Annotated in this window: 28 protein-coding genes; 10 read left to right on the top strand and 18 right to left on the bottom strand. The window is 65.2% G+C overall.

Going from position 1 to position 26,612, the window contains the following annotated elements; genetic code table 11:
- Window positions 1–380: 380 nt before the first annotated feature.
- The 7 genes from ACN0RC_RS13580 to ACN0RC_RS13610 all read right to left on the bottom strand — a co-directional run bounded on the left by ACN0RC_RS13580 (window position 381) and on the right by ACN0RC_RS13610 (window position 7,874).
- On the bottom strand, window positions 381–641 hold the full coding sequence (locus tag ACN0RC_RS13580; RefSeq protein ID WP_417512457.1) for a hypothetical protein: 261 nt from the start codon (window positions 639–641) through the stop codon (window positions 381–383).
- Entirely contained in the window at window positions 638–3,628 is a 2,991-nt protein-coding gene (locus ACN0RC_RS13585; RefSeq protein ID WP_417512458.1) for an AAA family ATPase, read from the bottom strand. Before ACN0RC_RS13585 ends, ACN0RC_RS13580 begins: the two co-directional genes overlap by 4 nt.
- A 412-nt stretch (window positions 3,629–4,040) precedes the next feature.
- The gene (locus ACN0RC_RS13590) at window positions 4,041–4,829 is read right to left on the bottom strand and encodes a hypothetical protein (RefSeq protein ID WP_417512459.1); all 789 of its coding nucleotides are present in this window, start codon (window positions 4,827–4,829) and stop codon (window positions 4,041–4,043) included.
- A 350-nt stretch (window positions 4,830–5,179) separates the two neighbouring features.
- A complete protein-coding gene (locus tag ACN0RC_RS13595; protein ID WP_417512460.1) occupies window positions 5,180–5,857 on the bottom strand; it encodes a DUF6338 family protein in 678 nt (225 codons plus the stop codon).
- A 208-nt stretch (window positions 5,858–6,065) separates the two neighbouring features.
- Window positions 6,066–6,539 carry a hypothetical protein gene (locus tag ACN0RC_RS13600; RefSeq protein ID WP_417512461.1) on the bottom strand — a complete coding sequence of 158 codons (474 nt, stop codon included), beginning with the start codon at window positions 6,537–6,539 and terminating at the stop codon, window positions 6,066–6,068.
- On the bottom strand, window positions 6,536–7,495 hold the full coding sequence (locus tag ACN0RC_RS13605) for a caspase family protein (protein WP_417512462.1): 960 nt from the start codon (window positions 7,493–7,495) through the stop codon (window positions 6,536–6,538). Before ACN0RC_RS13605 ends, ACN0RC_RS13600 begins: the two co-directional genes overlap by 4 nt.
- 1 nt (window position 7,496) lies before the next feature.
- Window positions 7,497–7,874 carry a TIR domain-containing protein gene (locus ACN0RC_RS13610; protein ID WP_417512463.1) on the bottom strand — a complete coding sequence of 126 codons (378 nt, stop codon included), beginning with the start codon at window positions 7,872–7,874 and terminating at the stop codon, window positions 7,497–7,499.
- A gap of 327 nt (window positions 7,875–8,201) precedes the next feature.
- Here ACN0RC_RS13610 and ACN0RC_RS13615 point away from each other — a divergent pair, with 327 nt between their 5' ends.
- From ACN0RC_RS13615 to ACN0RC_RS13625, 3 genes are read left to right on the top strand one after another with little or no spacing between them, the layout of a single operon-like run.
- Complete coding sequence (locus tag ACN0RC_RS13615; protein WP_030537383.1) at window positions 8,202–8,768, top strand: recombinase family protein; 567 nt, start codon at window positions 8,202–8,204, stop codon at window positions 8,766–8,768.
- A 9-nt stretch (window positions 8,769–8,777) separates the two neighbouring features.
- On the top strand, window positions 8,778–10,214 hold the full coding sequence (locus tag ACN0RC_RS13620) for a Mu transposase C-terminal domain-containing protein (RefSeq protein ID WP_417512464.1): 1,437 nt from the start codon (window positions 8,778–8,780) through the stop codon (window positions 10,212–10,214).
- The gene (locus tag ACN0RC_RS13625; protein WP_417512465.1) at window positions 10,201–11,127 is read left to right on the top strand and encodes an AAA family ATPase; all 927 of its coding nucleotides are present in this window, start codon (window positions 10,201–10,203) and stop codon (window positions 11,125–11,127) included. Before ACN0RC_RS13620 ends, ACN0RC_RS13625 begins: the two co-directional genes overlap by 14 nt.
- A gap of 141 nt (window positions 11,128–11,268) precedes the next feature.
- Here the strand turns inward: ACN0RC_RS13625 and ACN0RC_RS13630 are convergent, their stop codons facing one another.
- The gene (locus ACN0RC_RS13630) at window positions 11,269–11,622 is read right to left on the bottom strand and encodes a MerR family transcriptional regulator (protein ID WP_042538356.1); all 354 of its coding nucleotides are present in this window, start codon (window positions 11,620–11,622) and stop codon (window positions 11,269–11,271) included.
- A 192-nt stretch (window positions 11,623–11,814) separates the two neighbouring features.
- On the opposite strand from ACN0RC_RS13630, the gene ACN0RC_RS13635 reads away from it, so the two are divergent.
- Window positions 11,815–13,332, top strand: a complete 1,518-nt coding sequence (locus ACN0RC_RS13635; RefSeq protein WP_042538242.1) for a SulP family inorganic anion transporter — start codon at window positions 11,815–11,817, stop codon at window positions 13,330–13,332.
- A gap of 357 nt (window positions 13,333–13,689) precedes the next feature.
- Here the strand turns inward: ACN0RC_RS13635 and ACN0RC_RS13640 are convergent, their stop codons facing one another.
- The 5 genes from ACN0RC_RS13640 to ACN0RC_RS13660 form a co-directional block, all read right to left on the bottom strand.
- Window positions 13,690–14,055, bottom strand: coding sequence for a rhodanese-like domain-containing protein (locus ACN0RC_RS13640; RefSeq protein WP_042538246.1), 366 nt, complete (start codon window positions 14,053–14,055; stop codon window positions 13,690–13,692).
- A 32-nt stretch (window positions 14,056–14,087) separates the two neighbouring features.
- A complete protein-coding gene (locus ACN0RC_RS13645) occupies window positions 14,088–14,606 on the bottom strand; it encodes a DUF4395 domain-containing protein (protein ID WP_042538248.1) in 519 nt (172 codons plus the stop codon).
- A gap of 20 nt (window positions 14,607–14,626) precedes the next feature.
- Window positions 14,627–15,397 carry a sulfite exporter TauE/SafE family protein gene (locus ACN0RC_RS13650; protein ID WP_136057005.1) on the bottom strand — a complete coding sequence of 257 codons (771 nt, stop codon included), beginning with the start codon at window positions 15,395–15,397 and terminating at the stop codon, window positions 14,627–14,629.
- A 17-nt stretch (window positions 15,398–15,414) separates the two neighbouring features.
- On the bottom strand, window positions 15,415–16,824 hold the full coding sequence (locus ACN0RC_RS13655) for an MBL fold metallo-hydrolase (RefSeq protein ID WP_042538252.1): 1,410 nt from the start codon (window positions 16,822–16,824) through the stop codon (window positions 15,415–15,417).
- Window positions 16,825–16,984: 160 nt separating this feature from the next.
- On the bottom strand, window positions 16,985–17,350 hold the full coding sequence (locus ACN0RC_RS13660; RefSeq protein ID WP_042538256.1) for a thioredoxin family protein: 366 nt from the start codon (window positions 17,348–17,350) through the stop codon (window positions 16,985–16,987).
- A 294-nt stretch (window positions 17,351–17,644) separates the two neighbouring features.
- Here ACN0RC_RS13660 and ACN0RC_RS13665 point away from each other — a divergent pair, with 294 nt between their 5' ends.
- The 4 genes from ACN0RC_RS13665 (at window position 17,645) to ACN0RC_RS13680 (ending at window position 20,918) form a co-directional block, all read left to right on the top strand.
- Window positions 17,645–17,938, top strand: a complete 294-nt coding sequence (locus tag ACN0RC_RS13665; protein ID WP_042538258.1) for a metal-sensitive transcriptional regulator — start codon at window positions 17,645–17,647, stop codon at window positions 17,936–17,938.
- A 144-nt stretch (window positions 17,939–18,082) separates the two neighbouring features.
- Window positions 18,083–18,994 carry a prolipoprotein diacylglyceryl transferase gene (gene lgt, locus ACN0RC_RS13670; RefSeq protein WP_042538259.1) on the top strand — a complete coding sequence of 304 codons (912 nt, stop codon included), beginning with the start codon at window positions 18,083–18,085 and terminating at the stop codon, window positions 18,992–18,994.
- Between the two features lie 236 nt (window positions 18,995–19,230).
- A complete protein-coding gene (locus ACN0RC_RS13675; protein WP_228385636.1) occupies window positions 19,231–19,944 on the top strand; it encodes a response regulator transcription factor in 714 nt (237 codons plus the stop codon).
- Window positions 19,941–20,918, top strand: coding sequence for a sensor histidine kinase (locus tag ACN0RC_RS13680; RefSeq protein WP_042538261.1), 978 nt, complete (start codon window positions 19,941–19,943; stop codon window positions 20,916–20,918). Before ACN0RC_RS13675 ends, ACN0RC_RS13680 begins: the two co-directional genes overlap by 4 nt.
- Here ACN0RC_RS13680 and ACN0RC_RS13685 read toward each other — a convergent pair.
- The 5 genes from ACN0RC_RS13685 to ACN0RC_RS13705 all read right to left on the bottom strand — a co-directional run bounded on the left by ACN0RC_RS13685 (window position 20,909) and on the right by ACN0RC_RS13705 (window position 24,958).
- Window positions 20,909–21,748 (bottom strand): FAD:protein FMN transferase, encoded by an 840-nt coding sequence (locus tag ACN0RC_RS13685; RefSeq protein WP_052492863.1) that lies wholly within the window; start codon window positions 21,746–21,748, stop codon window positions 20,909–20,911. The genes ACN0RC_RS13680 and ACN0RC_RS13685 overlap by 10 nt on opposite strands.
- Window positions 21,748–22,227 carry an FMN-binding protein gene (locus tag ACN0RC_RS13690; RefSeq protein ID WP_042538263.1) on the bottom strand — a complete coding sequence of 160 codons (480 nt, stop codon included), beginning with the start codon at window positions 22,225–22,227 and terminating at the stop codon, window positions 21,748–21,750. Before ACN0RC_RS13690 ends, ACN0RC_RS13685 begins: the two co-directional genes overlap by 1 nt.
- A gap of 14 nt (window positions 22,228–22,241) precedes the next feature.
- The gene (locus ACN0RC_RS13695; RefSeq protein ID WP_042538265.1) at window positions 22,242–23,663 is read right to left on the bottom strand and encodes a ferric reductase-like transmembrane domain-containing protein; all 1,422 of its coding nucleotides are present in this window, start codon (window positions 23,661–23,663) and stop codon (window positions 22,242–22,244) included.
- 73 nt (window positions 23,664–23,736) lie between these two features.
- On the bottom strand, window positions 23,737–24,453 hold the full coding sequence (locus ACN0RC_RS13700; protein ID WP_417512466.1) for a VIT1/CCC1 transporter family protein: 717 nt from the start codon (window positions 24,451–24,453) through the stop codon (window positions 23,737–23,739).
- Window positions 24,454–24,754: 301 nt separating this feature from the next.
- Window positions 24,755–24,958, bottom strand: coding sequence for a hypothetical protein (locus ACN0RC_RS13705; protein WP_417512467.1), 204 nt, complete (start codon window positions 24,956–24,958; stop codon window positions 24,755–24,757).
- A 254-nt stretch (window positions 24,959–25,212) separates the two neighbouring features.
- On the opposite strand from ACN0RC_RS13705, the gene ACN0RC_RS13710 reads away from it, so the two are divergent.
- On the top strand, window positions 25,213–25,575 hold the full coding sequence (locus ACN0RC_RS13710) for an ArsR/SmtB family transcription factor (RefSeq protein WP_071644261.1): 363 nt from the start codon (window positions 25,213–25,215) through the stop codon (window positions 25,573–25,575).
- Window positions 25,572–26,567, top strand: coding sequence for a cation diffusion facilitator family transporter (locus tag ACN0RC_RS13715; protein WP_071644259.1), 996 nt, complete (start codon window positions 25,572–25,574; stop codon window positions 26,565–26,567). Before ACN0RC_RS13710 ends, ACN0RC_RS13715 begins: the two co-directional genes overlap by 4 nt.
- The last annotated feature ends 45 nt before the right edge of the window (window positions 26,568–26,612 follow it).

The following is a 26,612-nucleotide window of genomic DNA, read 5'->3' on the forward strand; positions in this document are numbered from 1 at the left end:
TTTCGAGCTTTCGCTCGGGGTGACGTTCCTTGTATCGGCGCCGGTACTCACGAACCTTCTCCGGGTGCTCGGCTCGGAAACGACGAGAACGCGCAAGCGCGATATCCCTATTCTCCGCATACCACTCCCGTCCGCGGGCGTTGTGCTTCAGCCGCTGCCGGCGCCGATGAGCCTGTCGTTTCGCGGACTCACGGTTCAGTTCCCGGGACCGCTCGAGGTTCCGTTCCCGCCACGCCCGATCCAGTGCCACCATCTTCTCCGGATGCGCCTCACGATAGCGTCGCCGGTACTCCGCTGCGGCTTCCGGGTGTGTCTGGCTCCAGCTGGGCCGACCGCGTGACCTCTTCTGATCACCCGCGCCCTCTGTCGGGCACATGCGATCACTCCGCTGGTGAGGCACCCGCCACGGTGCCGTAGACGAACGCCGTCAGGGCCTCCCGGTGGCCGGTAGGATCGACCACCGTCCGACCGATCAGCTCTCGCAGTTCGGCGCTCACGTTCTCTGCGTCGAGGTCGTCCAGACACCAGTCGATATCGTCATTGAGCTGATAACCCGGGGAGTCCGCAGGCAATGTCCGGTAGTACATGATCGCGATCGTTCCGACCCGCTGCAGCAGCGCATCAGCGTCATCAAGCTTCATTGGATTCCTCCTTGGTGGGATGCTGGCGCCTGTGCGACCAGCTCGCGGTAACGGATTTGTTCAGTGTCCTGTTCGAGATGCCGCGGCCGGTCATCTTCGAGGTAGCGGGCCAGGCTACGTGCCTCGATCTGCTGAGCCTCTTTCATCCGCTGCTCCAAGCGGGCCCGTGTGCCGTCGTCGAATCCAGTGCGTAGGCGGTCACGACGTACGGCTCGACCATGACCTTGGGCCTCGCGGTCGGCAGCATCCGCATCCAACGTGAGCCGCGCAGTTCGAGCAGACCGCAGCCATCGGGCCAGCTTCGACGACGGGTCCGGCTCGGTCGTGTCGTGTGGCGGGCATGCAAGCCCCGCAGCTTCCGGAGCGGCGTCGCGCGCCGACCTGTTCAGGTCTCGATGAGCCGCACGAACGGCATCTGCGACATCGGGCTCAGGGAGCCCGCGCATCATCGAACTGGCGAGCGCTTCCCGAGCAGCGGCATCCGAGCGGGCCACGACGACTGCTTCGTTGTGCTGCCTCCCACGAGTCAGCCCGACGTACAGGCCGGACGCGTCGACATCAGGGCCGACCAGGGACACGTCTGTGGTTTCGCCTTGGATGCCGTGCACCGTCGTGGCATAGGCCAGGTGGACATGGTCGGCCGCGTACTCGCGCGAGACGGTCCGGCTGTCTGCCGCGTCGTCGAGACGCTGGAGTTCCAAAGCGGTCGGTCCGATTCGACTGACACGCCACATTGCGCGGTTCTCGACTCCCGTGTCGCGGTCGTTTCGGCGAGTCTGGACGATGTCGCCCTCCAGGATGCGGTTCTCTTCACCGCCTATTGCGATTCGATGGATGCCGAGTTCTCCGCGCTGGACGCGTTCTTGTTGGATGGCATCGTTGATGTAGGCCGCTTCCTCGTTCGTCGCAGTGACAATCGCGACCGACTGACCGCGGTTGTGGTGATCGAAGTAGCCGCGAACAAGGGCGATTCGTGCGGCATCCAGATCATCCACACGGCACACGTGCTGCTGCTCCTGAAGCGCTGCGGCCGTGTCCATCGCCTCGAAAATGGTGTCGGGCGCTCGAAGCCTCAGAGTCAGCGCGGCGTACTCCGGGTCATCAAACCGGTGCACCCCGTTGAGTTCCACAGCCTTCCCGGCGCGCCGCTCGGCCATCGCCATCGCCCCGGCGTGCCCGACCGGGCTCGCCTGGAGTGGGTCACCGACCAACGCGATTCCGGCTCCCGTCTCGATTGCCAGCTGGGTCAGGGCATCGGCGGCATTGAGGTCCAGCATCCCAGCCTCGTCGACCACGATCCGGACTCCCGCGTCGAGGTGGTGGTGCCGAGGGCCTCGGTAGATGGCACCCGTCGATGGGTCACGTTGCCCGAGCTGCAGTCGCCACCACAGAGCAGCGCCGGCATCGTCTGTCCCCCACCGCCAACCGTGGTCGGCAAGAAGAGCATGGATGCTCGTACCCGCGGTCCCGATCTCGCGACCGGCGACGGCGGCTGCCTTTCTTGTCGGGGCGACGATCAGCAGACGTCGTCCCTGGACCTCGAGCGCCGAGCGCGCGAGGCGCAGCATCGTAGTCTTGCCGGTCCCAGCCGGCCCGGTGACAGTGACGAGCCGGTCGAAGCCGGTGACGGCATCCGCAGCGATGCGCTGTGAGGCATCGAGGCCACTGCCGACCAGGAGCTGTCGTGCAGCATCCATGCCTGATGTCGGTGGCGACTGCCACGGTGCGTCACTCAGGCGGACAAGACGTATTCCCAGATCGGACTTGAGTCGAGCGAATGCGTGCGTGACGAGCGCCTTCACATGTTGTGGCTTGTCCGGATCATCCGGTATCAGGTCTCGCGTATGCGCAAGGGCGCGCGCGGTCACATCGTCGATGAGTTGCTGCAATCCGTCCCGCTCGCCGACGATCCCGGAGGAAGCCACCGCCCGGCTGGCGCCCGCCCGGATGTCCAGCACGCTGAATCTCCCATTGCTCGCTCGGGAGCGATCGTCAGCATCCGCAACCGCACGGCGTGCGAGCAGGTCATGGTCCACCCCGGTAGGCCCCGACTGCGGAGCTTCCAGCGGTCGCAACGGGGTGAGTACGTCGGGGTCGAGCCGAAGAAACTCCTGCTTCGTGAGCTCAAACCATTCATCCTCGTTCACATCGCTCGGCTTGCCCGGGCGATTGACCGCCCAGGCATGTCGGTCGATCATCTGCAGAACGTCAGGGCCGGGCGTCTCGTCGGGATGGCTGGATCTCCACTGTTCAAGCAGCACAGCCCGGTTTGCCTCGATCTGATTCGATCGTCGAGAAACCGCGCGAACGAGATGCGCGAGCTGGGCGATCTCCCCTTCGGTGTTCAAGCTATAGCCGTGGGCGGCGAGCGCCGCCATCCACTCAGGATCCGTTCGAGCCGCCAGCTCGCCCTCGGCGTTGACGATGTTCTGCACGCGCATCGCCACGCGCGAGTCGACGTTGGACCATTTGCCGTCCGCTCCCCGCACTCGCACGTTCAGCCACAGGTGCCGGTGGACGTGCGGGTCCAGCGCGCGCGAGCGTCGATGCTGAAGCTCGACTACTTCCAACCGCGCGATGCTCTCGCGAACCCGCCCTCCGGCACCGCGCCGCGCATTCAGCTCTCGCTCCCAGGTCGTGACGATGCGATCCCGGAGACGATCCTGCAGTGCCTCGTACGCGCGCTCAAGGCCCGGATGAAGAAGGGCAGCAATGCTGAACGACTTCGAGGCGTTGATCGTGCTGTCAAGAATCAAATCGGATGCGGGCGACGCAAGGTCACGTCCCCGGAGCTCACCCGTCTCGGGGTCACGCCCATCGACCCAGGTTGTCAGCTGTCGCGCGTCAAGCTCATCGAGAACAATCGTGCCCGACTCGACGCTGAATCGAGTGACGGTCGCGCCGTGGACGCCGCTGTACGCACCGAGAGCATCCACGCCGACTGTCCGCAGGTGCGAGTCGCAGGAACCACGAAACGCGTAGGCCATCGCCTGGCGGACTCCCTGGGAGCCCAGACCCCGTTTCCAGCGTTCGAGTCCTCCTCGCACGCCATCAGAGTACGCCCGATTTGCCTATCACGCCAGAGTATTCACAGAAAGTGCCTGCGTGCATTGCGTTTGGTCGTTCGCGCGATTGTCATGGGTTCGCCACGCCGCACCAGCTCCGTTCTCGTCGTCAGCCGAATACGTACCACATGCGTTTCGGCGCGAATTGGTTTCGGCAGGGGGTTTCGGCAGGGGGTTTCGGCGCATCGCTCCTCGGCGTGTCGCGCACTTTTGTGAAGCGCGACAGTAGATGTCGCACTTGTCGCTTCGCTAAACGTCCGGATTTCCCCGCGAGCATGTCCTGATCGAACCATCGCAGGGTGCGGGCGGATGTGTCCGCCCCTCGGCGGACGCGCTACCGAGCCTCGCAGCGTTGGTCGAAGAGAGACCAGCCGCGCTTCAGGAGGCGGTATGAGCCGAGGAATGGTTCTGCAACGAGCTCTGGCGCGCCGCCGGCCTTGCCCTCGCCGATGCCTGTGCGTCGATCTGCGGGACCGAAGGCCGCTCTCTGGAAGAGTGACCAGCCGAGCACATGGGCATCCGCGCTCATCTCTCGCCACAGTCCACGAAGAGCCTCACGGGAACTTCTATCCGGAAAGGTGGTGTCGACGGCGGTACCGATTACCTCGGTGAGGTTCAGCGTTGCCGCGGTGGTCTTGCGTGCTGCCACCTGGGCGCGGCGTTCGGCCAACCAGAGCTGTTGGTCGGCTAGTCGAGCGCGGTCCTCGACCTCGAGATCTGTGGTCTCGAGGAAGTTGTAGTACTTGCCCATCTGGGCGTACATCTCTGCTGTCACCGTGAGGCCCCGCTCGCGGCGCGCGACCCGTTCGTCGGGTGCCAGTATCCAAACGGCTTGCGACGCCCCGACAAGTGCGCCACGGAGCACGGTGAAGTGTGAGGACGGGTACAACTGTTTCGCTTTGACGGCGTCGAGTGCGAGGCGAAGGTGCTCGCCCGACGCGACGAGGGAGAGTCGCGCAACCTCGCTGATTGGCATCCGCTGAAAGATCCCGTCGTCTTTCGCGAGATCACTACCTCGCTCCGGTTCTTCGATGCGGTGAGCTCGAAGCCGCCACCGGTCGAGATCCTCTGCTGTGTCGAGCATCTGCGTGATCGCCTCGCGCCGTGAGCTGCTCATTCCCATGGGAGGAATCTACCGCGACTCATGCACCCATCTTCCGTGGAGCAGATCGGCGCGAAACCGATCGTTCACAGGAACGGGCAGGGACTCGGGGGCAGTGCCTACTGGAACTCGGCGACGTTTCCAGGCGCAGTGGATCATCTGCCGTTGATGGGAGTAGCGCTCCGGTTCGGCTTCCGAGTCGACGACGTTACTACTTCTTCGACGGGCGGGATACGCCGGAGCCGCCGGCGGGCGGCTTGCTGCTAGCAGGTCGTGCCGGACCGGACCCGCTACCTGTTACGGAACGGGGACGTGCCCCTTCCGATGAACGGTTCGGGCGTGCACCCCTGGACTCGCTTGGCTCGCCGCTCTTATCGCTGGGAGACATTGGTTTCCTTTTCCTCCATGGGGTCGTGGATCCATTCAACAAGGTAGTCGTCGCGCACGGCCACCCACACGCCACCCGACAAGGGAAGAGGTTCCCCGAAGTCGCCGTCCTCGGACATGACAAACTGCTCTTGGATGAAGAGATCACGAGGCTCGGGGTACGTGCTGAAGTAGGAGCTATTACCGAACCGGCCTCCCACCCATACTCCGTCGGCGAGGCGAACACGCACCCATCCCGCCTCCGTTGTGGTGGTGACAAGGTCCCATGCCGTTGGTGTGCCCTCGTATCGCGAATCAGTGATCTTCCTTCGTAGCTTCCCGGCGATCTCGTGGAGTGGGCGGAGAAGCGGGCCGCCGCCGTATACGATCCACGAGACCAGTGCGGGGACGAGTATGGCCAGCAGAACGAACAGCCAACCCAAGGTCCCCACTTCGCCTGCGGTGAGTTCCGCACCGCGTGTCGCCACGAGCGGTCCGATCGAGGCAACGTACACAGCATCGAACACGGCGCTTACGACGAAAGCGAGCAGAATGCGTGCTCCAACGCTCCGATCAACGTCCCTGAACCCGCGGAATTGCGCGCGGACGGAGATGAAAACGACGCCAGGTACGATCAGCGCGAGGTAGAACAGAACGCCCAGCCCATCGGATGGAAGGCTCAAGTCTCGTTACCGCCAACCTGTGTCATGGCGCCACGCTATTTGGGTGGCTACGGGCCTTCGATCAGCGATCACCCTGTTCCCTCGGGTTTCTCATCAAGCTTCAGCTTCGTGAGAACCGAGTCCTGGGCGATGGATCTCCGCCCAAACGGACCGCGCACGGGGCCTGCTCGACCTAAGCGGAGTCCGATGAAAGGCGTCTGCGGTGGCTTCATCGGTCGACGCCGGCGGGCCAGATGACAAGCACACGGATGTGCTGCGCGCGTGCATAGGCAACGGCGTCGGCCGTGCCACCCCTGCCGCGAGCGGGCTTCCCATCCCAGACAGCTAGGAGGATGTCACTGTTCTCGACAACACGGCGGCCGGCAGCGTCATATGCGGCTTCGTCAGGTTCTTCGAACGGCAACTGCTCGATGCCGCTGGCTTCCTCCCGCAGCTTGCGATATTGGGCGAGGGAGGAGTCATCGAAGGTCGACTCGTAATTCTCAGAAGGGATTACGGCGTGCAGCCGACCGCCCAGTTCGAGAAGGATGCGGGCGAAAAGCTGATCTGCGCCGTCGGCGAGACTGCTAAATCCCTCTACAGGCGGGCGTAGTTCCGCCAAGGTGATCCGAATCTGCTGGCGGATGTATGGAATTGCGTCGGCCGGTATTTGCTGGTGGCCGGTGATTCCAACCCGGGTCATATTCGTCCCGATCGCGCGAGTTGCCAGTAATGGCGTCCAAGCGGCGTGAGGCGGCATCCCGTGGAGTTCATTGCGGCGTAGTACAGGTGTTCTTCGTCGATCGGTTCGACCAGCCGACAGGCTCGCAGACGCTGGAATGCTTTCAGAATGGCTTCGTGTTCTGGGTGTCGCGGTTCGGCGGTGTCTTCATATGAAGGATCAAGTGGGTAGTCGTGGCCGGCTTCGGCGAACCAGATGGGGAGGTTGTGGAGATCTTCGAGGGGAACGCGGGGGTCGCACACTCTGATGTCGTGCAGCCGGTCGATGTTGGCTTTGAAGGTCGGGCGTTGCTCCCACGCTCCGAAAGACTCGGACAGGTAGGCGTAGAGCCCGGAGACGTTGACATGTCCGAGGACATCCGCGGCACCACCATCGAGAGCGCCTTCGAGGTAGGTGGAGAAGAGCCCTCTCCCTACCGGTGTTTCGGCGGAGGTCTGATCATTACGGCTGGCGGTCAGGACGGACAATCCCGGACGGAGATTGGCCAACGCGGTCCCGAGAGCGCCGACGGTGGTCGCTCCGCCGGAGAAGCAGCAATCAAGGATGACGACGATCTCTTGGACGGGTGATTCTGTGATGCGCTCGAGGACTTCGCTGAACTGCACGCCAGGGGTGTGTTCGGTGCCATCGCTGGTGACCAGCGCTACGTCACCGCGCACGGGAGCTCCGTGACCGGCGAAGTAGAAGAGCGCGAACTCCGCGCCTGGCGCTAGGGTCGCGTCAATCATGGGCAGCAACTCGTCACGGGTCACCCGGGTTGAGGGGTCACTTGCGGTAACGATCCGACAGTCCAAGTTGACGGTGACGTCCTCGTTACGCGCCAGGAGCGGGTGCAGTGCGCGAGCATCGTTCGCACACCCTGCGAGGGCGTTGTACTGGTCGTAGTAGTCGATGCCGACTACCAACGCCCGTTTCACCTCAGAGACCGTCGATGAAGTTGGCGACGCTGTCCCACGTCCACGCCACGCACGGCGCGGATCCCATTTCAGTCGGTTTGCTGCGGTAACCGTCTTCGATCCAGATGCCGATCACCGGTACACCCTCCTCAACCGCGCAGCTGATCTCCCACAGCTGCCCTGTGGCTTCGGGGGTGTTGCTACTGATCAGCGCGACGACTCCGTCGGAGCGGCGAATACGCGCACGCACCTTTGCCTTCCACTCGGAGGAGTACGGCTCCTTAACGGACATGTCGGTGAACTCGAACGGGGTGTCCGGGTGCACCCGTTGCCCGGTGAACAGGTTGCGGGTGGACTCATCTTCTTTGGCGAACGCGATGAACACTGTCTTGGATGCCATGAGTGTGATTCTCCTTTGAACCGATACGTAATCATCAGGTTAGCGCGGGTTCCGACATCGTTCTCGGTTGCTGTGCCGAGGGTTATGTGCACGGTGCATTCTCGGTGTGCATTGCTACCCGGGATGATCAGCTGTGCTGCCCTGCCGCCTGCGGCGTCAAAGCGCCGCCACTCTGGCGGAACTCGCATCTGAGAGTACGACGAAGTTGTCCATCAACGACCGTTCATGAGTCAGCCGACACTCTCATCGCTCAGTCCAGCGAGTCGTGTCTCATGACTCGTGTCGGCGATCTATGTAAAGCAGGCGGCGTTCGCGATACGCTGAGGCATGGCCACGATCGGTTACGCCCGCGTCTCGACCCGAGACCAGAATCCGGACGGCCAGACCGATGCGCTCGAAGCTGCGGGCTGCGACAAGATCTTCGTCGAACACGCCTCCGGCACCCTGGCGAAAAGGCCGGCGCTGACGGAAGCCCTCGGGTATCTGCGAGAGGGTGACTCGCTCGTGGTGACGAAGCTTGACCGGCTCGGCCGGTCGGTACGGAACCTCAAACAAGTCGCGGACGAGCTCCAGCAGCGCGGTGTCGGGTTGAAAGCCCTGTCGCAGGGCATCGACACCACCACTCCGGGTGGCCGGTTGTTCTTCCACATGCTCGCTGCGATCGCGGAGTTCGAGCACGACCTCATCGTGGAGCGCACACACGACGGCCTCGCGGCCGCCCGCGCACGAGGACGGAAGGGTGGCCCGAAGTTCAAGATGACGCCGACGAAGATCCGGCAGGCCCGGGCGATGTATGACGAGGGTGGCCACACCGTCCAAGAGATCGCAGACACGTTCGGGGTGTCCCGGCCAACGATCTACCGGCACTTGGCCGAGCACGTCGAGCGGGCCTGACGAGGGATCATGGCGCACCTCAGCGACCGGCAGAAGGCCGAGCTTGTGCGCCAACACCAGGACGGGGTGCCGTGGACGCGGCTTGCGGAGCACTCCGGAGTCGCGGTGCGGACCTTGCAACGCTGGGCAGCTCGGATAGAGACGGGACAGCTCGCGAGAGCACCTCGCCGCGATAAAGGATCGACGCGCACCGCCGTAGAACTGGTCACCGCAATCGAGGCGCTTGCTGTGCGCCGGCCCGCTCCGACGATCGCGTATATCCACCGCCGCATCGGCGACATTGCCCGGGACCGCGGATTGTCAGCCCCGGGATACACCACGGTCCGCGAGATCGTGCGCGCGCTCAACCCAGGCCTGACGATTCTCGCTGACGGCGGGGACGCGGCGTACCGCGACAGGTTCGAACTGGTCTACCGCCGTACCACGTCTGCGCCGAATGAGCAGTGGCAGATGGATCACACCCTGCTCGATGTGATGATCCTCAACGACCGACAGCAACCCGTCCGTCCATGGCTGACGATCGTGCTCGACGACTACTCGCGAGCGATCGCCGGCTACACGATGGGCGTTTCAGCACCAACGGCTGAAAACTCCGCGCTGGCGTTTCATCAGGCCGTTTCTCGGAAACGAAACCCGGCGTGGGTGGTGTCCGGGCTCCCGGACATCCTCTACAGCGATCACGGGTCCGACTTCACCTCGACCAGGATCGAACACGTCTGCCTCGACCTCCACGTGCGCCTGATCCACTCCCGGGTCGGCGTTCCGCAGGGTCGCGGCAAGATCGAACGGTTCTACCGAACGATCACGACCGAGCTGCTACCGCACCTGCCCGGATTCATCCCGCACGGCACCGGCGGGTCACCCGTCAGCGAACCCACGCTGACCTTGCACCAACTCGATGACGTGCTCGAGCGATTCATCGTCGACGAGTACAACGAACGAGCGCATTCAGCGACTGGCGAGGCCCCGCACGCACGATGGCGGAGCGACAGCTTCATCCCTCGAATGCCCGCACACCCTGAAGACCTCGATTCGCTCCTGCTGACTGCCGCGGCAACGCGACGTGTGCAACGCGACGGCATCCGCTTCGCATCGACCCGATACATCTCACCTGTCCTCGCCGCGTACGTCGGCGAAGACGTCACGGTGCGGTATGACCCCCGCGACCTCGGCGAGGTGCGAGTGTTCCACGACAACACGTTCTTGTGTCGCGCGATCGCGCCCGAACGCTCCTCCGAGACCGTGTCCTTCACCGATCTGCAGGCGGCGAGGAACCAGCAACGCCGCGCCCTGAAACAGCAGCTCCGGGAGCTCACCGCTCACGCCAGCGCGCTGCCCGAAGACGCTCGCCACCGACCCGAGATCCCGCGCGCACCGGAGAGCGCACCCGACTCAACAACACCGGCGCCGACACGACATGGATTGAGAACCTATGCCAACGACTGAGCCAGACGACAGCAAACCCATCTCCGTCCTCTTCGAACCAGGTGACGACGGGCGCCGGTTCCTCAGCGGCCACTTCGACGAATTCAAAGAAGCACCACCACCCCACGCAGACATGCGGCCCGCGTTCGTGACAACGCGGGAGCACCGCCGGTTCACGGAGTTCGCAGACACCGTCCGCTCGCACCGCTACATCGGCCTCTGCTACGGGCCACCTGGGATCGGCAAGACACTCTCCGCCCGCCACTACGCCGGCACCGACGAATGGGAACAATGGCACCCACTTTCCCGCAGCGGCGGTGCCCTGCCGCCCGTGCCTGAGGCGGTCCAACGAAGCAGAACCGCGTTCTTCACGCCTACCGTCGCCGCGACCATCAAGCAGATCGATCAGGGCCTGCCTCGCGCTTGCCAACACATCTCCTGGGCAATCGACTACGCCCAGCACGGCCACGTCGACCCATACGTTCACGCCGAATCCCAACACAGCGGGAACACCGAACTCCTCATCATCGACGAAGCCGACCGACTCAAAACCGCCGGACTCGAACAAGTCCGCGACTTCTACGACCGCCACCGAATGGGCGTCATCCTCATCGGCATGCCCGGCATCGAGAAACGCCTCTCCCGCTACCCCCAGCTCTACAGCCGCATCGGGTTCGCCCACGAATACCGGCCCCTCCGCAGCGACGAACTCACCGCCGTCGTCGCACAGCGCCTCCCGGACCCCGACCCGGATGACTCCGGTCTGGCGCATACAGCGGCTCTGGCCGCGATCGTCCGAGCGACCAACGGAAACTTCCGGCTGGCCGACCGGCTCGTCACCCAGGTCAACCGCATCCTCGATATCAACAACCACACCCGCCTCACACCCGAGGCTGTCGACGCCGCCCAGGAAGCCCTGCTCATCGGACGCTAAACGGCGCCGAAACCACGACACCTACCGCCGCGATTCACACGCACCTGGTCATCGACGTCAGCCGGGTCGCCGAAAACGATCGTTTTCGGCAGACCGATCGACTATGGGCCGAGGCCTCCAACGCGGTGCATCCGTCTCTCTTTAGAGCTGACCGAGCAGTTGCACGAACTCGTCGGCCATGGCGAGCTGCTCCGTGAGTTTCTGGCGACGCTGGTCGGCGCCGTCGCGGATGTCATCGATCCGGGCGCGCAACGCCACGTCGCTCGGGTCGACGGTGAGGGCGTCGACGACGTCGAGGAGTTCGCGCATCTCGTCGAGGGTGTATCCCAACGGTTTCATTCTGCGGATGATGAGGATGCGATCGACATCTTTCTCGGTGTAAAGCCGGAACCCGCCCTCCGTGCGCGCGGACGGCTGCACGAGCCCCACGTCGTCCCAGTGTCGAAGCGAGCGGAACGAGAGCGCCGTGCGCTCGGCCACTTCGCCGATCCGCATCGTCTCGACGGTCCTGTGTTCGTCTTCCACTGATTTCCCCACAACACTCACGTTACGTTAGAGTCTAGATCGGCGCGGCTCTCGCGCCCGCTCCCCTTATCTTTCCGTGTCGGCCTGACCGACGCCTGCGCACCGCTGCGCTCCCATTCGTTTCCCGCGCTCTCACGAGAGAGCCCAGCACCCGGAGGGCACATGACTGCCGTCACCCCCACCCGCGACTCCGCGTCGCGTTACCGCATCGAACCCACCGTCATGCAGGCGCTGCGCAGCCCGCGCCTTTTGACCCGTGAAGTCCTCGCGGGCCTCGTCGTCGCCCTTGCCCTGATCCCGGAGGCGATCGCGTTCTCGATCATCGCGGGCGTCGACCCCCGAGTCGGCCTGTTCTCGTCCTTCATCATGGCCGTCGCGATCGCGTTCCTCGGCGGACGCCCTGCCATGATCACCGCGGCCACCGGAGCAATCGCGCTCGTCATCGCGCCCGTCGCTCGTGAGTACGGCATGGACTACTTCATCGCCACGGTCCTGCTCGGTGGACTCATCCAGATCGTCCTCGCGTTGCTCGGGGTCGCCAAGCTGATGCGGTTCATCCCGCGCTCGGTGATGGTCGGGTTCGTGAACGCTCTGGCGATCTTGATCTTCACTTCGCAGTTTCCGCAGCTCATCGGCGTTCCCTGGCTGGTCTACCCGCTCGTCGCGGTCGGCCTGCTGGTGATGTATCTCATGCCGCGGATCACGAAGGTGATCCCGGCGCCACTCGTCGCGATCGTGCTGCTCACCGCGGCAGTCGTGGTCTTCGCGTGGAACGTGCCGAACGTGGGCGATCAGGGAGAACTTCCCGAGAGCTTGCCGGCGCTGTTCATTCCGAATGTGCCGCTCACCTTCGAGACGCTGCAGATCATCGCTCCCTACGCGCTGGCTATGGCCGTGGTCGGCCTGCTCGAGTCGCTCATGACCGCGAAGCTCGTTGACGACATCACCGACACCCACTCCCGCAAGACCCGCGAGGCACTTGGACAGGGCGCCGCGAACGTTCTCTCCGGCGCGTTCGGCGGCATGGGTGGCTGCGCGATGATCGGCCAGACCATGATCAACGTCAAAGCCTCCGGCGCACGCACCCGGATCTCGACCTTCCTCGCCGGCGTCTTCCTGCTGGTCCTCGTGCTCGCGCTCGGCGACGTGGTGGCGATCATTCCCATGGCAGCGCTCGTCGCCGTCATGATCCTCGTCTCGATTGCGACTTTCGACTGGCACAGCATCCGCCTGAGCACGCTCAAGCGCATGCCGAAGAGCGAGACCGCCGTCATGCTCATCACCGTCATCGCCACCGTCTGGACCCACAACCTCGCCGTTGGCGTCATCCTCGGAGTCGTGGCCGCGATGATCATGTTCGCCCGACGCGTCGCACACTTCGTCAGCGTCACCCGCACCCTCAGTGACGACGGCGACACAGCGCATTACGCCGTCGATGGAGAACTCTTCTTCGCCTCCAGCAACGACCTCACCACCCAGTTCGAGTACGGCGACGACCCCGACACGGTAGTCATCGACATGAGTCACTCCCACGTCTGGGACGCTTCCACCGTGGCCGCCCTCGACGCCATCGTCACCAAGTACGAAAACCACGGGAAGACCGTCACCATCCAAGGCCTGAACGACACCGCAGCAGCGTTCCACGGCCGCCTCACCGGAAACCTCGGCGCCGGGCACTGAGTCACGATTCACGCAAGAAGAAGGGGCGGCCTCGGGTCGCCCCTTCTTCGTCATCCACCGACGCCGCCGCTCCTCGACCCTCAAGCTCGGCATCGAGCGCGAGGCTCGGCCCTCCAGCGCGCCGAAACAGTCTGCCGAAACCGGCTTCCGGTGCACGTTTGCGGCACCCCTCGCAGAGCAGAATACGAAATCACGCCGTAAACGATCGTTTTCGGTGGGCTAAGGCGAGCAGGTTTGAACAGTCGGGGCGGGCATCTGGCGACCCCGCCCCGACTGTGCATCGCGAGGCAGTGCTCGAGCGATGCGGTGGCGTGCTGTGCACGCAGGTACGTGCTCGTGGGGGCGAGCACGTACGTCTCAGGGCTGCACGACGGGGAGGCCTGTCGTGGCGGCGGCGTCTTCCAGGGAGCCGAGGTTGAGGAGGTCGGTGAAGCCGGCCTGCTTCATCAGGTCGATGGCGACTCCTGCCCGGTTACCTGAACGGCAGTAGACGAGGTAGGTGGCTTCGGGGTCAAGGTCCGGCAGCGCAGCTTGGAGGTCGCCGCCCGTGACGTCGAGCAGGAGGGCGCCGTCGAGGTGGCCGGTGGCGCGCTCGGCGGGGGTGCGCACGTCGATGATGACCGCGTCGGGGCCGAGGTCAGCCTGTGGTGTGGGTGTGCTGGCGCAGGAGGTGAGCGTGAGTGCGGTGATGACGGCGAGGGTGGTGAGGGTTAGGCGGCCCATGTGCGTCCTTTCGTTGTGAGGGAGCGAGAGTGTCAGCGGTCGCAGGCGCCGTTGGCGCAGTGGCGGGTGGGCTGCCTACTGAAGCGTTGGTGCAGGGCACATCCCGCGCACCACCCGAGGGTGGCTTCTAGGAGCAGGACTGTGAAGCAGACTCCGCAGAGCCCGAGAGTCACGGGTAGCGGGACCATTCCAGCGCTCATCGTCACGCACGAGATAGCAGCGAGACCGAGGGCGAGCCACCAGGCGAAGACCTTCTGCGGCGCGCCCACCCAGTGCCGACGGCGGCGGCGTGTCAGAGCACGGCCGAGGGCGAGAGTGAGGGACAGCCGGTCGCTGATGAGTACGCGCGTCGTCATGTCGAGGAGGAAGAACATGCCGAACATCTGCAGCGGCCTGATGCTGTCGGAGGCGAGCGTGATGGTAAGGGCGGTGATGCCTATGGCGAGGAGGATGCCGGCGGCGATGCGGACGGCGTGCTCGTCGAGGACGGGCACCTCGTATCCGTCGACGTGTTCCCCGGTGCGGGGCGCGGTGTCGGTCGCGTGAGGCATGGGCTTCTTTCTGGTGGTGGTCAGGCGGAGAGCGTCTGAATGATGAGGGTGGCGAGCATGGTCAGCCCCACGGCCAGCACCAGAACCCCGAACCCGGTCCGGATGCCGGCAGCCGGGAGGCGATGCGACAGTGCCAGACCGATGAAGGATCCAGCGACGGCGAGCGCGGTGAAGGTGAGGACGATGGGCCAGTGGATGGCCACGGTCGTGATCTGGGTGAGGAAGCCGGCGGACGAGTTCACGGCGACGACTAGCAGCGATGTCCCCACTGCAGCGGCGATGGGCTGGCCGAGGAAGGTGAGGGCGGGGACGATGAGGAACCCGCCGCCTGCTCCCAGTGCCCCTGTGAGGACTCCCACGCCGAGTCCCGTAGCTGTCGTTCGGATTCCACGGACGACCGGCCGCGTCGGAGGGCGCGCCGCGCGTCCTCGTCGCGGCCGCATCATGGCGATCGCTGTGACGATCATGATCGCCGCGAACAGAACGGTGAGCACGGTTTCTGGTAGCAGCTGACCAACCATCCCGCCACCGATTCCCCCGATCAAGCCGGTCGCCGCGAAGACGCCGGCGACTTTCCAGCGCACCTCGCGTCGGCGCACACGGAAGGCGGCGGAGACGGCGCTGGTGATAGCGACGACGAAGAGAGAGGAGACGATCGTCTCCCTCGTTCCGATGCCCAGGACGAGGGAGAAGATGGGGAAAGTGAGGATGGAGCCCCCGCCGCCGAGGAGCCCGAGTGCGACACCGACAAGGGCCGCGAGAGTCATCGCGAGGATGATGGAGGTGTCCACTCGAGCTCCTCGGCCGCTCAGGCGGCCGTCGGCCGAGACGGCGTCGCGGCGAGCCAGGCGTTGTAGCTGCCTTCGATCTCGATGACGTCGAGGCCGGCCCGGCGCAGGGCGCTGGCGGCGACGCTGTTGCGGACGCCGCTCTGGCAGTAGGTGAGGATCTTGCCGGCGGGCAGTTCGTCGGTGTGCCAGAGGGCCCGACCACCGGAGAGCTGCGCGGCGCCGGGGATGTGCCCGGCGTTGTACTCGGTACGGTTTCGCACGTCGAGGAGGAGCGCCGCGTCGACCTGGTCCAGGTCGGTGGGGGCGATCGTCTTGGGCTGCACCGTGGGGAGGCCATCGAGTGTGGTGATGAACCCGTCGACCTGATCGATGCCGACCCGCAGCAGATGATCCCGGAACCGGGCCGCGGCGTCCCCCGAGTCGATGATGAGGACGAGCGGCCGCGTCTCGGTGTCGGGGTCGTAGACCCAGGCGCCGTAGCTGGCTGCTTTCGCGACTCCGGGCACGTTCAGCGCGCCCTGAACAGTGCCCTCGTGCACGAGGGAGTGGTGGCGGGTGTCGACCATGATGACCCGGTCGGCGTCGATGTCGGCGTCAAGATCGAAGACGCTGCGCTCGAGGAGCGGAGGAAGTTCGCCCAGCACGGCCGGTCCGACGCGGTTCTGCCGCTTCATTCGTGCGAAGTAGGCGTGTGCGTCGGGCTGATCGTTCAACAGCGTGTCGATGAATCCCTGCTCATCGCCGGCCTCGAGGTAGGGAGCCCACCAGGCGAAACGCCGCTCGTATCCGACTGTCGAGCTTGGGACGGCGCCGAGCGCCTTGCCGCAGGCGGACCCCGACCCGTGCGCGGGGAGCACCTGCACGTAGTCGGGCAGGGTGAGGAAGTGGTCGCGGAGGCTCGCGAATAGATCCCGTGCGCCGTCGAAGCGGGTGTCGATGCCGCCTGCGGCCTCGTCCAGCAGGTCCGGGCGTCCGACGTCCCCGACGAACACGAAGTCACCGGTGAGGACATAGCCCGGCTCGGAGGTCGTGGCGCCGTCGATGACGAGGAAGGACAGGTGCTCGGGGGTGTGCCCGGGAGTGTGGACCGCCTCGACCGTGATGTTGCCGACCGTGATGCGGTGACCGTGCATTATCCGGGTGGCGTCTTGGAACCCGACACCGTACTGCCAGTCCGGGCCGCCCTCGCCGGAGACATACATCGTCGCCCCGGTACGGGCTGCGAGCTCGCGGGTGCCGGAGAGGTAGTCGGCGTGGATGTGGGTCTCGGTGACCGCGGTGATGGTCATGCTGTTCTTCGCGGCGAGGTCGAGGTAGACCTGGATGTCGCGGCGCGGGTCGACGACGATCGCTTCACCGGTGCGCTGGCAGCCGATGATGTAGCTGGCGTGGGCGAGGTCGTCGTCGTAGAGGCGTTCGAGGAGCATAAGGGTCTCCGTCGCTTTCTTCTGGGTCAGTGCGTGCAAGTGCAGCGCTGGGATACGGGGACGCCCGCGAGGGCTTGTTCGATGTGCTGGCCGCAGCCGTCCCAGGTGGGCTTGCCGCAGGAGGAGCAGGTGATTCGTGCGCACATGGTGCCAGGTCCTTTCAGGGGGTAGCGGTGTTGGCGAGCTGGCGGCGGACGTCGTCCATGTCCAGTTCGCGGGCCTTCTCGATGAGCAGCTCGAGCTGCGGTTCGGCAAGAGCTCCCGGCTGCCGGTAGACCAGGACGCCGTCGCGGACGACCATCAGGGTCGGAATCGAGGTGATGCGGTGGGCGGAGGCCAGAGCGGTCTCGGCCTCGGTGTCGACCTTCCCGAAGAGGATGTCGGGGTGCCTGTCGGATGCTGCATCGAATACCGGGGCGAAGGCCCGGCAGGGTCCACACCACTCAGCCCAGAAGTCGATCAGCGCGATGCCCTCGGCGTGGGTGAGCTGTTCGAAGTTCCCGGTGGTCAGTTCAACAGTTGCCATCGCCGATCACCGTCCGAACAGGCGGGCGAAGAAGCCACCCCGCTGAGACTGGGCGGCCTGGACTTCGGCACGGGTATGGCTGCCATTGCACCAGTCGGATGCGGGCACGGATTTCCGCACGGATGCGACGTGCTGACCGCACCCGGTCCAGGTCGTCTTTCCACAGGTGTGGCACTTCGTTGCTCTGCACATACGCTGATCTCCTTGCTCGGCGATACCCCGGGGAGTATCAGTTCATGTGAATACGATACCCCAGGGGGTATAGTGGTTGTCAACTCGACGGAAGGACCACCCATGACCGACACCCTCGTCACCGGCGACCCGCTCGTCCACGACCCCGAAGCCAAGCGCAAAGTCGTCAACCGCCTCAAGCGAGCTCAGGGCCAGCTGGCGGCGGTCATTACGGCCGTCGAGGACGACGCGCACTGCCGCGACGTCGTGCAGCAGCTCTCCGCCGTCTCGAAGGCCCTCGACCGGGCCGGATTCCTCGTGATCTCGACCGCGCTGCGGGAATGCCTCACCGATCCGGACGCCGACGACGTCACCTCCCCCGCCGAGTTGGAGAAGCTCTTCCTCTCCCTGGCCTGAACCGGTCCGGCCCGCTCCTCGGGGCCCTCGCCTGGTGACCTGGGAGGAGTTCGACGATTCCCGTGTCGAACACCGTTAGTCTTCCCAGGGCGCTGTTCGCATGGGACCGGCGCTGAACAATGATGTGTTGAAGCATTCACAGTGATGCCAGATGAGGAGCGGTGCTTCGTGCTTTTGACGAGTCTTCCCAGCCCCCCACCGTCGTGGGCACAGTTCACCCTCGGGCCGCTCACAATCCACACCTACGCGCTGTGCATCATCGCCGGGATCATCGCCGCCGTGATCATCACCCAACGACGCCTGTCGGCACGAGGCGCGGAGGACGGCGTGGTTGTCGACATCGTCATCTGGGCTGTCCCGATCGGCATCATCGGAGCCCGGTTCTATCACGTGTTCACCCACGTCGGGGACTACTTCTATCCGGGCGCGAACCTCGGGAACATCTTCGCCATCTGGGACGGCGGCAACGCCCTCTACGGGTCCCTCCTGGGCGGCGCTGTCGGTGCGTACATCGGCTGCCGACGAACCGGTATCCGGCTGTGGTCCTTCGCCGACGCTCTCGCGCCCGCGATGCTCATCGCGCAGTCCATGGGTCGGATCGGCAACTACTTCAACCACGAACTCTTCGGGCTGCCCACCACGCTGCCGTGGGGGCTCGAGATCCTGCCGACGGACACCATGTTCCCGGACGGCCTCCCGGCCGGAACGCTGTTCCACCCGCTGTTCCTGTACGAGATCATCTGGAACCTGATCGGCGTGGCGATCATCCTCCTCCTCGAGCGCAGATACCGGTTCCGGTGGGGACGAACCTTCGCCCTCTATATGATCTGGTACGGCCTCGGACGCAGCTGGCTCGAGGCCATCAGGATCGACCCCACCAGCGACGCCCTGTTCGGCATCCCCGCGAACGTCTGGGCATCCGTCGTCGTCGTCGCCCTCGGCATCGCGCTATTCGTCGTCCAGGGGCGACGACACCCCGAACCCGAACCCTCCGTGTACCAAGAAGGACGCGCGCCAGCGGTGGAACATCAGCCCAGCAGCGCAGACGAGAGCTGAACGCCACCCACACCTCCAGCTGTCAGCTAGTTCTGTCTAAGCGATCACGGACACAACGCCTCTTGACGTGGTGCGCCGAAAATCCCTGCCGAGAGGGGTTTCCGAAGATCGTTTGTGGCGCCTCATAAGGAGCCACCGGGCCAGTGACGCCAAAACGATCGTTTCTGGTGTGACGGACGACGGCATGCGGAAGATCATCCGGGTTACCCGACCCGGTTTGCGCCGGGCGTACGCTGATGGTCTCGATCGCGGAAGACGGGACGACGACCATGGGCGACTCGGCACAGGGGCCACGCGGTTCGCTGCTCTATGTTGAAGATGATGCGGAGATCGCTGCGCTGACCGTCGAAGTGCTGGAAGAGGTGTACGACGTCGAGCATGCCGCGGACGGCGAGACCGCGCTCCGGCTCGCGCTGAGCAGGCGATACGACGCCATGGTGGTCGATCGACGCCTCCCCGGCATGGACGGCGTCGATTTCATCTGTGCCGTGCGTACCGCGCACATCACGACGCCGGTCCTGATGCTGACCGCGCTCGGCACCGTGGACGATCGTGTCACCGGTCTCGACGGCGGAGCGAACGACTACCTGGTGAAGCCGTTCGATTACGACGAGCTGCTGGCGCGCCTTCGGGCGCTGCGACGCGCGTTCAGGGCTGATGGGGTACGTCGACGCCTCGGCGAGTGGGTGTTCACGCCGGACGCCCAGGCCGCGTACGATCCATCTGGAATCCGAGTGGCGCTGACGGCGACGGAGAGCGCGCTCCTGGAGCTGTTGAGCACCAGCCCCGAGCACGTGTTCAGTCGGGACGAAATCCTCCGCGCCGTGTTCCATGAAGGAGATACGACGAGTTCGGTGGACACGTACGTGCACTATGTGCGGCGCAAGACGTCCCCCGACATGATCGAGACCGTCCGCGCACGCGGCTACCGCGCGGGAACACCGTCATGAGCGACGCCGATAATCGACGCGTGCGTCGCGCAGCGCTATCCATCGGACTCTGGGTCGGAGTCTCGTCGGGTGTGATCGTCGCGATCGGCATCGGCGTGCTGATCGCGGTGGTGCTCTCAACGTCGCGCCGCGAAGGCGAGGAGCACGGCGGCGGCTGGTTCGGCGGTCCCGCCGGAACGCGGGACGACTTCATCGTCGACATCGACGTGATCGTTCCGGCCGTGATCATCATCGGAGTGATCGGCGTGGTGCTGCTCGGGGTTGTCGCCGCGGTCGCCGCTCGACGATCGGTCCGCCCGCTCGGGGAGGCGCTGCGTCGGCAGCGAAACTTCGTGGCCGACGCGAGCCACGAACTGCGTACGCCGCTGACGGCGCTGACGAGCCGTATCCAGGTGTTGCAACGCCGTCATGACCGAGGCGAGGACCTCGGAGCGGGTCTCACCAACCTCCGGCGCGATGCGGACATGATGGCCGACGTGCTCAACGACCTGCTCATCGCCGCGGAAGGAGAATCGTTCGCCGACGGGAACGCGGACGTCGCGACAGCGGCGGCGACAGCGGTCGCAGCGATGACGACGAGCGAGAAGCGCTCCGAGGTCTCGCTCGCGATCACCGTGGATCAGGAGGTGAAGGCGCAGCTGCCGGAAGTCACGCTCGTCCGCATCCTGGTCGCGCTGCTCGACAACGCCGTGCAGCACTCCCCGGCGCGAGGTACCGTCTCGATCCGCATCGCGCGGGACGCCCGCAACGTGACGGTGCGCGTCATCGACGAGGGCTCCGGGATCGAAGGCATCTCGCCCGAGCAGGTCTTCGAGCGCTTCGCGCGTCCGCGCGAGAGTGGGCGCCCTCGCAGCTTCGGTCTCGGACTCTCACTCGTGCGAGATGTCGCTCGCCGTGCCGGAGGGTCCATCGAGGTCGAACGGTCGACAGCATCCGGCACGACTTTCCTGCTCACACTGCCGGCTCATCCCTGAACGAGTGCGTCTCCTCCGATCGGATGCGAACCGACCGTCGTCGTCTGCACGTCCACCATCGTCGTGCCGAGCCAGCGGGTCACGCGACGATCAGCATCGACGACGATGCCGGTGCGCGACCCCGCAGCCGCGATCCACGAGCGGTTCGCCGGGCCGGCCACCACGGCAGCGGTCGCCCAGACGTCCGCTTGCGTGAGACCGTCGGTCACGATCGTGGCCGACGCGGTGCCTGTCGCGGGCCTACCGGTGCGCGGATCGAGGATATGATGCCCGCGCTCCGCCGTCCCTGAGGTCGCCACCGCACCGTTCACCACGTCGACCACCGCGATCAACTGACCGCGGTCGTGCGGGTCGGCGATTCCCACCGGCCATCGCCAGTCGGCTCCCTCGGCTGTGAACAGCTGCAGGTCTCCTCCGGCGTTGATGCCGACCGCGGTCGCGGCAGCCAGCAGCGGCTCGAGGTGCCGACGGCCCGCAGCTTCCACCGCCCAGCCCTTGACGTATCCCGTCGGGTCGAACCTTCCCCGCCACCGGGCGGAGACCAGGCCGCCAGTCTCCTCTTCGGCGCGTTCGCAGGCATCCGCGACCAGCGCCACCCTGCTGTCAGCGTCGGCGATGGAGAGTTCACCGCGACGGATGCGGCTGATGTCGGAATCAGTGCGATATGTCGAGAAGACCCGGTCGATGTCACGCAGTTCGTCGAAGCATGCTCGCACTGCCCGGTCGGCGCCCTCGTCGGTCATTTCCCCCGGAGCAATCAGATGGATGCTCATCGGGATGCCCATGATCTCCTCGACCCAGACCCGCGTCACCTCATTCGCGGTACGCATCAGCTCTGCGCCTGGTCGATCGCGCTCTGCAGCGACGAGAGGTAGCCACCGCTCGTGTATGTGGCACCGGACACCATCTGGATCTTCGAGCTCTGCGCCTGGATCGTCTCCGAGACGAGCCTCGGGATCGCGGTGCCGTTGATCTGCCGGTCCCGACCGTTGCTGTTCGGGTAATCGACCGCCTGTGCGTCCGTGATCTGTCCACCGGAGACGGTTATCTGCACCTGCACCGGCCCGTAGCGGGTCTGCGATGATGCGCCGGTGTAGGTTCCGTCGGCGAGGCCGGTGCCAGACATGGTTCCCGAGTTCGTCGATGTGGTTCCCGAGCCGCTCGCGCCGGTCTCGGCGGTCGTCAATGAACTGCCCGCTGTCGCCGCACTGGCGTCGGTCGGGGTGACCGCCTCCAGAGACGTTCGGTAGCTGAACAGCAGCACGAGTCCGCTGACGGTCGCGAGCAGCGTGTAGAGGATCTTCTTCATGGCCGTCTCCCTGCTCAGATCGTGAACGATTCGGAATGGATGCGATGGGCGGGGAACCCGGCGCCAACCAGGTCGCGCCTGAGGTCTTTCATCCAGGCCTCACCGCCACAGATGAACACGTCGTGGTCCTTCGGCTCCGGCACGAGATGGCGGAGGAGATCTGCGCCCGACCACGCCTCGTGCGTGGCAGGGATCCAGCTCGACGCGCCGGAAGATCGCGGGCCGATGAACGGCAGGTAGCTCAGGCCACGGGTACTGATGAGGTGAGCGATGGCCTCCTGCCGAAGAGCGTCCTCGGCCGCGGACTCCCGGGTGATAAGCATCGCTTCTCCCGGTCCGTAGCCTTCCGTCTCGAGCAGCGAGACGAGCGGTGCGACCCCGGCGCCTGCGCCGATCATAAGCAGCTTCGTCCCGGTCCTGCGCTCACCGGTCATCTCCCCGTATGGTCCTTCCACGATGACCCTGGTGCCAGGGAGCAGCGCGGTGAGGCGTCGCGTGCCGTCGCCCAGCACACGGGCAGTCAACGTCAGCTCGCTTCCCGGCGCAGCGGAGAGCGAGAACGGGTGCGCGCGAGTCCAGCCTGGTCCATCGAGGAACCGCCAGACGAAGAACTGACCAGCCCTGGCACCGAGCGTCGCGAGGTCGCGACCGGTGACCCGGATGGTGACGCCCCGAGCACCGTCCGCCTCGACCCCCGCCACCCGCAGGGCCCGACGAGTGGACCGCAGCAGCGGCATCCCGATGCGGAAGAGCAGTACCGATCCTGCGGAGAGCGCCCAGATCGACCACCAGTAGACGGTCGCGATCGGTGAGGACAGGAAGTCGGCGCCCGTCCACAGCTGGTGCGGCAGCGCGAGCCCGACGCCCAGGTACGCGTACAGGTGCAGGAGGTGCCAGGACTCGTACCGCAGGTGCCGACGAGCACGCCGGATCGAGGTGACGACCACGAGCAGGATCAGCAGAGTGCCGGCAGTCGCCAGGAGCATGCCGGGGTATTCCCAGATGAAGCTCCACAGCTGGACGAGCGGGTTGATGCCGGCAGCCATCGCGTAGCCCACCGCGAGCAGTGCGATGTGCGCGCCCATCAACCAGAACGACCAGAATCCGACGAAGCGATGCAGCCGCGTGATCCCGTCGCGACCGAATCCGCGCTCGAACAGCGGGACGCGCGCCATCAGCAGCACCTGATAGAGCAGCAGATTCGCCGCGACCAACCCGGTGAGGCGTCCGAGCGTCGTGACGGTCTCGGCGTTGACTCCCAGGACTGCGGTCACTCCACCACAGGCGATCCACAAAGCGACGACGAACAGGCTGGTCGCCCAGATCACCGTGATCGCCGCTGCACGCCAGACCCGCGCGCGGCCATGGGCTGCCCGCCGTGGCTCAGGGGAAGCGGCGGGGACGGAAGCACGCGGTCTCGTCGTCAGAGTGGTCATAGGGGAATCGTGCTGCGCCGACTCTGAGACAGGTCTAAGGAACGGCTCCCGATAGGCAACTCATATCTGTCTCTCAGGCAACGCCACTCGTCCCGAGCAGCGTACCGATCGCGAACGTGACCACCAGCGCGATCGCCCCACCGAGCACCACCCTGATCGTGGGCCTCAGCGCGGGGTTCCCGCCGATCCTCGCGCTCAGGAATCCGGTCAGCGCGAGCGCCAGCAGCACCACCGCGAAAGCGACCGGCACCCGGATCTCGGGAGGCGGGAGCAGTATCGCCAAGAGCGGAAGCAGCGCTCCGAGTGCGAAGGCAAGTGCGGAGGCCCCCGCCGCCGCCCACGGACTGACCACCTGATTCTCCGTGATGCCTAGTTCCGCTTCGAGGTGCGCGGTCAGCGGGTCGTGCGCGGTGAGCTCCTCCGCAACGAGGCGTGCGGTCGCCGGGCTAAGACCTTTCGCCTGATAGATGCCCGCCAGCTCCTCGAGCTCGGTCGCAGGATTATCGGCCAGCTCTCCTCGTTCCTTCTCGATCAGAGCCCGTTGGCTGTCTCGCTGGCTGCTCACCGACACGTACTCCCCGAGCGCCATCGAGATCGCACCGCCGACGAGACCGGCGACACCCGCGGCGAGCAGCGTCGCGGAATCGGTCGTCGCCCCCGCGACACCGACGACGAGCGACGCGACCGACACGATGCCGTCGTTCGCGCCGAGCACTCCGGCTCTGAGCCAGTTGAGCCGCCCAGCGAGATCGCCGCGGTGGGGTTCACCCAGATGCGTCGCCAACATCATCGCCCCGTTCTTTCTCCCGGCGCGGCTATGGAAGGCACATCCCGACGTAGGTCGAGCTCTGCGTGCGCGGAATGCCACTTCGTGAGAGGTCGAGTCATCGGACAAGAGTACGCCCGCCACAAACGCGCCCTCCGCAGCTCGACCGCTAGCAAGTCCGGTCGCGGCACCAACCGAAGGCCCATGCCAGAACGGGGTTCCGGCTCCCGTTAGCGGCGACCGCCCCGGCAACCAAGTGATACCGCGCCGGAAACGATCGTTTTCGGTGGCAGGTCAATGACAAGCCAAAGGGCGCGCGCGGACGTCAGCGTCCCCGCTCGACCTCTTCCTCTAACTCGTGCCGGTTTAGTCGGGTCGGAGCGAACTGGCGGATGTCGACGAGCGCGGGGCGTCGACCGGGGTTCATATCGTCACGTATCCACGAGACGATATCTGCGGTCGTCTCATCGTCGTTGGCACCGCCGATCCAGACGGGTTCGTTCGTCCGATCTCCTGGGATAAGGACCACGACGTTCGAGTGCTCGCACGCGTCAAGGCATCGTGAAACCACTACTCGAGTTCCATGGCCGGCCTCGTTGCGGAGCGTGCTTAGCTGCTTCAGGTGGTCGAAGTCTGGATGCTTCTGTCGGCTCCCGCAGTCACCCCCACGGCACACGACCACGACGCTGCCGCCGTCGTCACTTGCCGGTTTCGCACTAGGTCGACGGTTACGAGCCACCGCACACCGCCCCTTCTCCAAACGCTCTATGCGATAATCTGCGTATGAATGCAGATATGTCAAGATGCGGCCGGCTTCCCGAGAGCGACTACGTCGAGTTGGCCGTGGAAGTGTTCTCGATGCTGGCTGATGCGACCCGCGTCCGCATCATCATGGCCCTGCGTGACGCTTCCGAGCTGTCCGTGAATCACCTGGCTGACATTGTCGACAAATCGCCTGCGGCGGTGTCTCAGCACCTGGCGAAGCTCCGCTTGGCGCGCATCGTCGCCACCCGGCAAGACGGAACTCGGATCTTCTATCGACTTGAGAATGAGCACGCTCAGCAGCTCGTCGCGGACGCGATCTTCCAGGCAGAACACTCCTTGGGCGGCATTCCTCACCACCACGCGGATCGGACACGCGAATGACCATCGATCACGGGCACGACCACGGCCATACCCACCCAACGGGGATTAAGGGCTTCATCTTCGGCCTCTTCGTCCCCCACTCTCATGACGCTGCCGACTCGATCGACGACGCGATGGAAGCGAACCGGTCCGGCATCCGAGCGCTGAAGATCAGCCTCTTGATTCTTCTCGTCACAACGATCCTGCAAGCAGCGGTCGTACTGTTCAGCGGCTCGGTCGCACTCTTGGCCGATACCGTGCACAACTTCTCCGATGCCCTCACGGCTGTGCCCTTGTGGGTCGCCTTCGTCCTCGGGCGTCGGGCCGCATCGCGACGCTACACGTACGGGCTTGGGCGGGCGGAGGACCTCGCTGGACTCTTCATCGTCTTCGTAGTCGCACTCTCGGCAATCGTCGCCGCGTGGCAATCGATCGATCGCATCCTGAACCCGCAGCCCCTCACCAATATTGGGTGGGTGATCGCCGCGGGAATCATCGGCTTCCTCGGCAACGAAATCGTCGCCGTCTATCGCATCCGAGTAGGTCGTCGCATTGGCTCAGCCGCACTCGTCGCCGACGGCATCCACGCCCGCACGGACGGCTTCACCTCACTCGCCGTCGTAGCCGGAGGCGTAGGAGTCCTCCTAGGCTTCCCGCTCGCAGACCCAATCGTCGGTCTCATCATCTCGGCTGCGATCTTCGTGCTACTCATCGGAACGATCCGCAGCGTCGGACGTCGCCTCCTGGACGGGGTAGAACCCGAACTCGTCGACCGGGTCGCTCATGCCCTCGAACATGTCGACGGTATCGAGAGCGTCGACCGCATCCGCCTCCGCTGGAACGGACACCGTCTAGAAGGCGACGCGATCCTCTCCGTTGGCGATCACGCAACCCGGGACCGACTAGATGAGATCAGCGAGAGGGCGCACGAAAGCGTCCGCTCCCACCTTCCGAACCTCGACGAGTTCCTGATCAGCACCCGCGCGCCGGAACGGGATTTCGGCAAAAAGTAGCGGCAATCTCCCGAGCACTCACGAACTACACGGCCAGAAACGATC

It is taken from the genome of Microbacterium sp. (assembly GCF_048259935.1).
Taxonomy (GTDB): domain Bacteria; phylum Actinomycetota; class Actinomycetes; order Actinomycetales; family Microbacteriaceae; genus Microbacterium.

Bases quoted from the DNA above. Each gene is read 5' to 3' on its own strand.
- ACN0RC_RS13590 (WP_417512459.1), bottom strand. From the start codon at position 4,829: ATGGGAATGAGCAGCTCACGGCGCGAGGCGATCACGCAGATGCTCGAC.
- ACN0RC_RS13680 (WP_042538261.1), top strand. From the start codon at position 19,941: ATGAGCGACGCCGATAATCGACGCGTGCGTCGCGCAGCGCTATCCATC.
- ACN0RC_RS13615 (WP_030537383.1), top strand. From the start codon at position 8,202: ATGGCCACGATCGGTTACGCCCGCGTCTCGACCCGAGACCAGAATCCG.
- ACN0RC_RS13700 (WP_417512466.1), bottom strand. From the start codon at position 24,453: ATGATGTTGGCGACGCATCTGGGTGAACCCCACCGCGGCGATCTCGCT.
- ACN0RC_RS13715 (WP_071644259.1), top strand. From the start codon at position 25,572: ATGACCATCGATCACGGGCACGACCACGGCCATACCCACCCAACGGGG.
- ACN0RC_RS13580 (WP_417512457.1), bottom strand. From the start codon at position 641: ATGAAGCTTGATGACGCTGATGCGCTGCTGCAGCGGGTCGGAACGATC.
- ACN0RC_RS13695 (WP_042538265.1), bottom strand. From the start codon at position 23,663: ATGACCACTCTGACGACGAGACCGCGTGCTTCCGTCCCCGCCGCTTCC.
- ACN0RC_RS13690 (WP_042538263.1), bottom strand. From the start codon at position 22,227: ATGAAGAAGATCCTCTACACGCTGCTCGCGACCGTCAGCGGACTCGTG.
- ACN0RC_RS13710 (WP_071644261.1), top strand. From the start codon at position 25,213: ATGAATGCAGATATGTCAAGATGCGGCCGGCTTCCCGAGAGCGACTAC.
- ACN0RC_RS13685 (WP_052492863.1), bottom strand. From the start codon at position 21,748: ATGCGTACCGCGAATGAGGTGACGCGGGTCTGGGTCGAGGAGATCATG.
- ACN0RC_RS13635 (WP_042538242.1), top strand. From the start codon at position 11,815: ATGACTGCCGTCACCCCCACCCGCGACTCCGCGTCGCGTTACCGCATC.
- ACN0RC_RS13645 (WP_042538248.1), bottom strand. From the start codon at position 14,606: ATGCCTCACGCGACCGACACCGCGCCCCGCACCGGGGAACACGTCGAC.
- ACN0RC_RS13585 (WP_417512458.1), bottom strand. From the start codon at position 3,628: ATGGCCTACGCGTTTCGTGGTTCCTGCGACTCGCACCTGCGGACAGTC.
- lgt (WP_042538259.1), top strand. From the start codon at position 18,083: ATGCCAGATGAGGAGCGGTGCTTCGTGCTTTTGACGAGTCTTCCCAGC.
- ACN0RC_RS13620 (WP_417512464.1), top strand. From the start codon at position 8,778: ATGGCGCACCTCAGCGACCGGCAGAAGGCCGAGCTTGTGCGCCAACAC.
- ACN0RC_RS13600 (WP_417512461.1), bottom strand. From the start codon at position 6,539: ATGACCCGGGTTGGAATCACCGGCCACCAGCAAATACCGGCCGACGCA.
- ACN0RC_RS13665 (WP_042538258.1), top strand. From the start codon at position 17,645: ATGACCGACACCCTCGTCACCGGCGACCCGCTCGTCCACGACCCCGAA.
- ACN0RC_RS13655 (WP_042538252.1), bottom strand. From the start codon at position 16,824: ATGCTCCTCGAACGCCTCTACGACGACGACCTCGCCCACGCCAGCTAC.
- ACN0RC_RS13610 (WP_417512463.1), bottom strand. From the start codon at position 7,874: ATGGCATCCAAGACAGTGTTCATCGCGTTCGCCAAAGAAGATGAGTCC.
- ACN0RC_RS13625 (WP_417512465.1), top strand. From the start codon at position 10,201: ATGCCAACGACTGAGCCAGACGACAGCAAACCCATCTCCGTCCTCTTC.
- ACN0RC_RS13640 (WP_042538246.1), bottom strand. From the start codon at position 14,055: ATGGGCCGCCTAACCCTCACCACCCTCGCCGTCATCACCGCACTCACG.
- ACN0RC_RS13660 (WP_042538256.1), bottom strand. From the start codon at position 17,350: ATGGCAACTGTTGAACTGACCACCGGGAACTTCGAACAGCTCACCCAC.
- ACN0RC_RS13675 (WP_228385636.1), top strand. From the start codon at position 19,231: ATGGTCTCGATCGCGGAAGACGGGACGACGACCATGGGCGACTCGGCA.
- ACN0RC_RS13630 (WP_042538356.1), bottom strand. From the start codon at position 11,622: ATGCGGATCGGCGAAGTGGCCGAGCGCACGGCGCTCTCGTTCCGCTCG.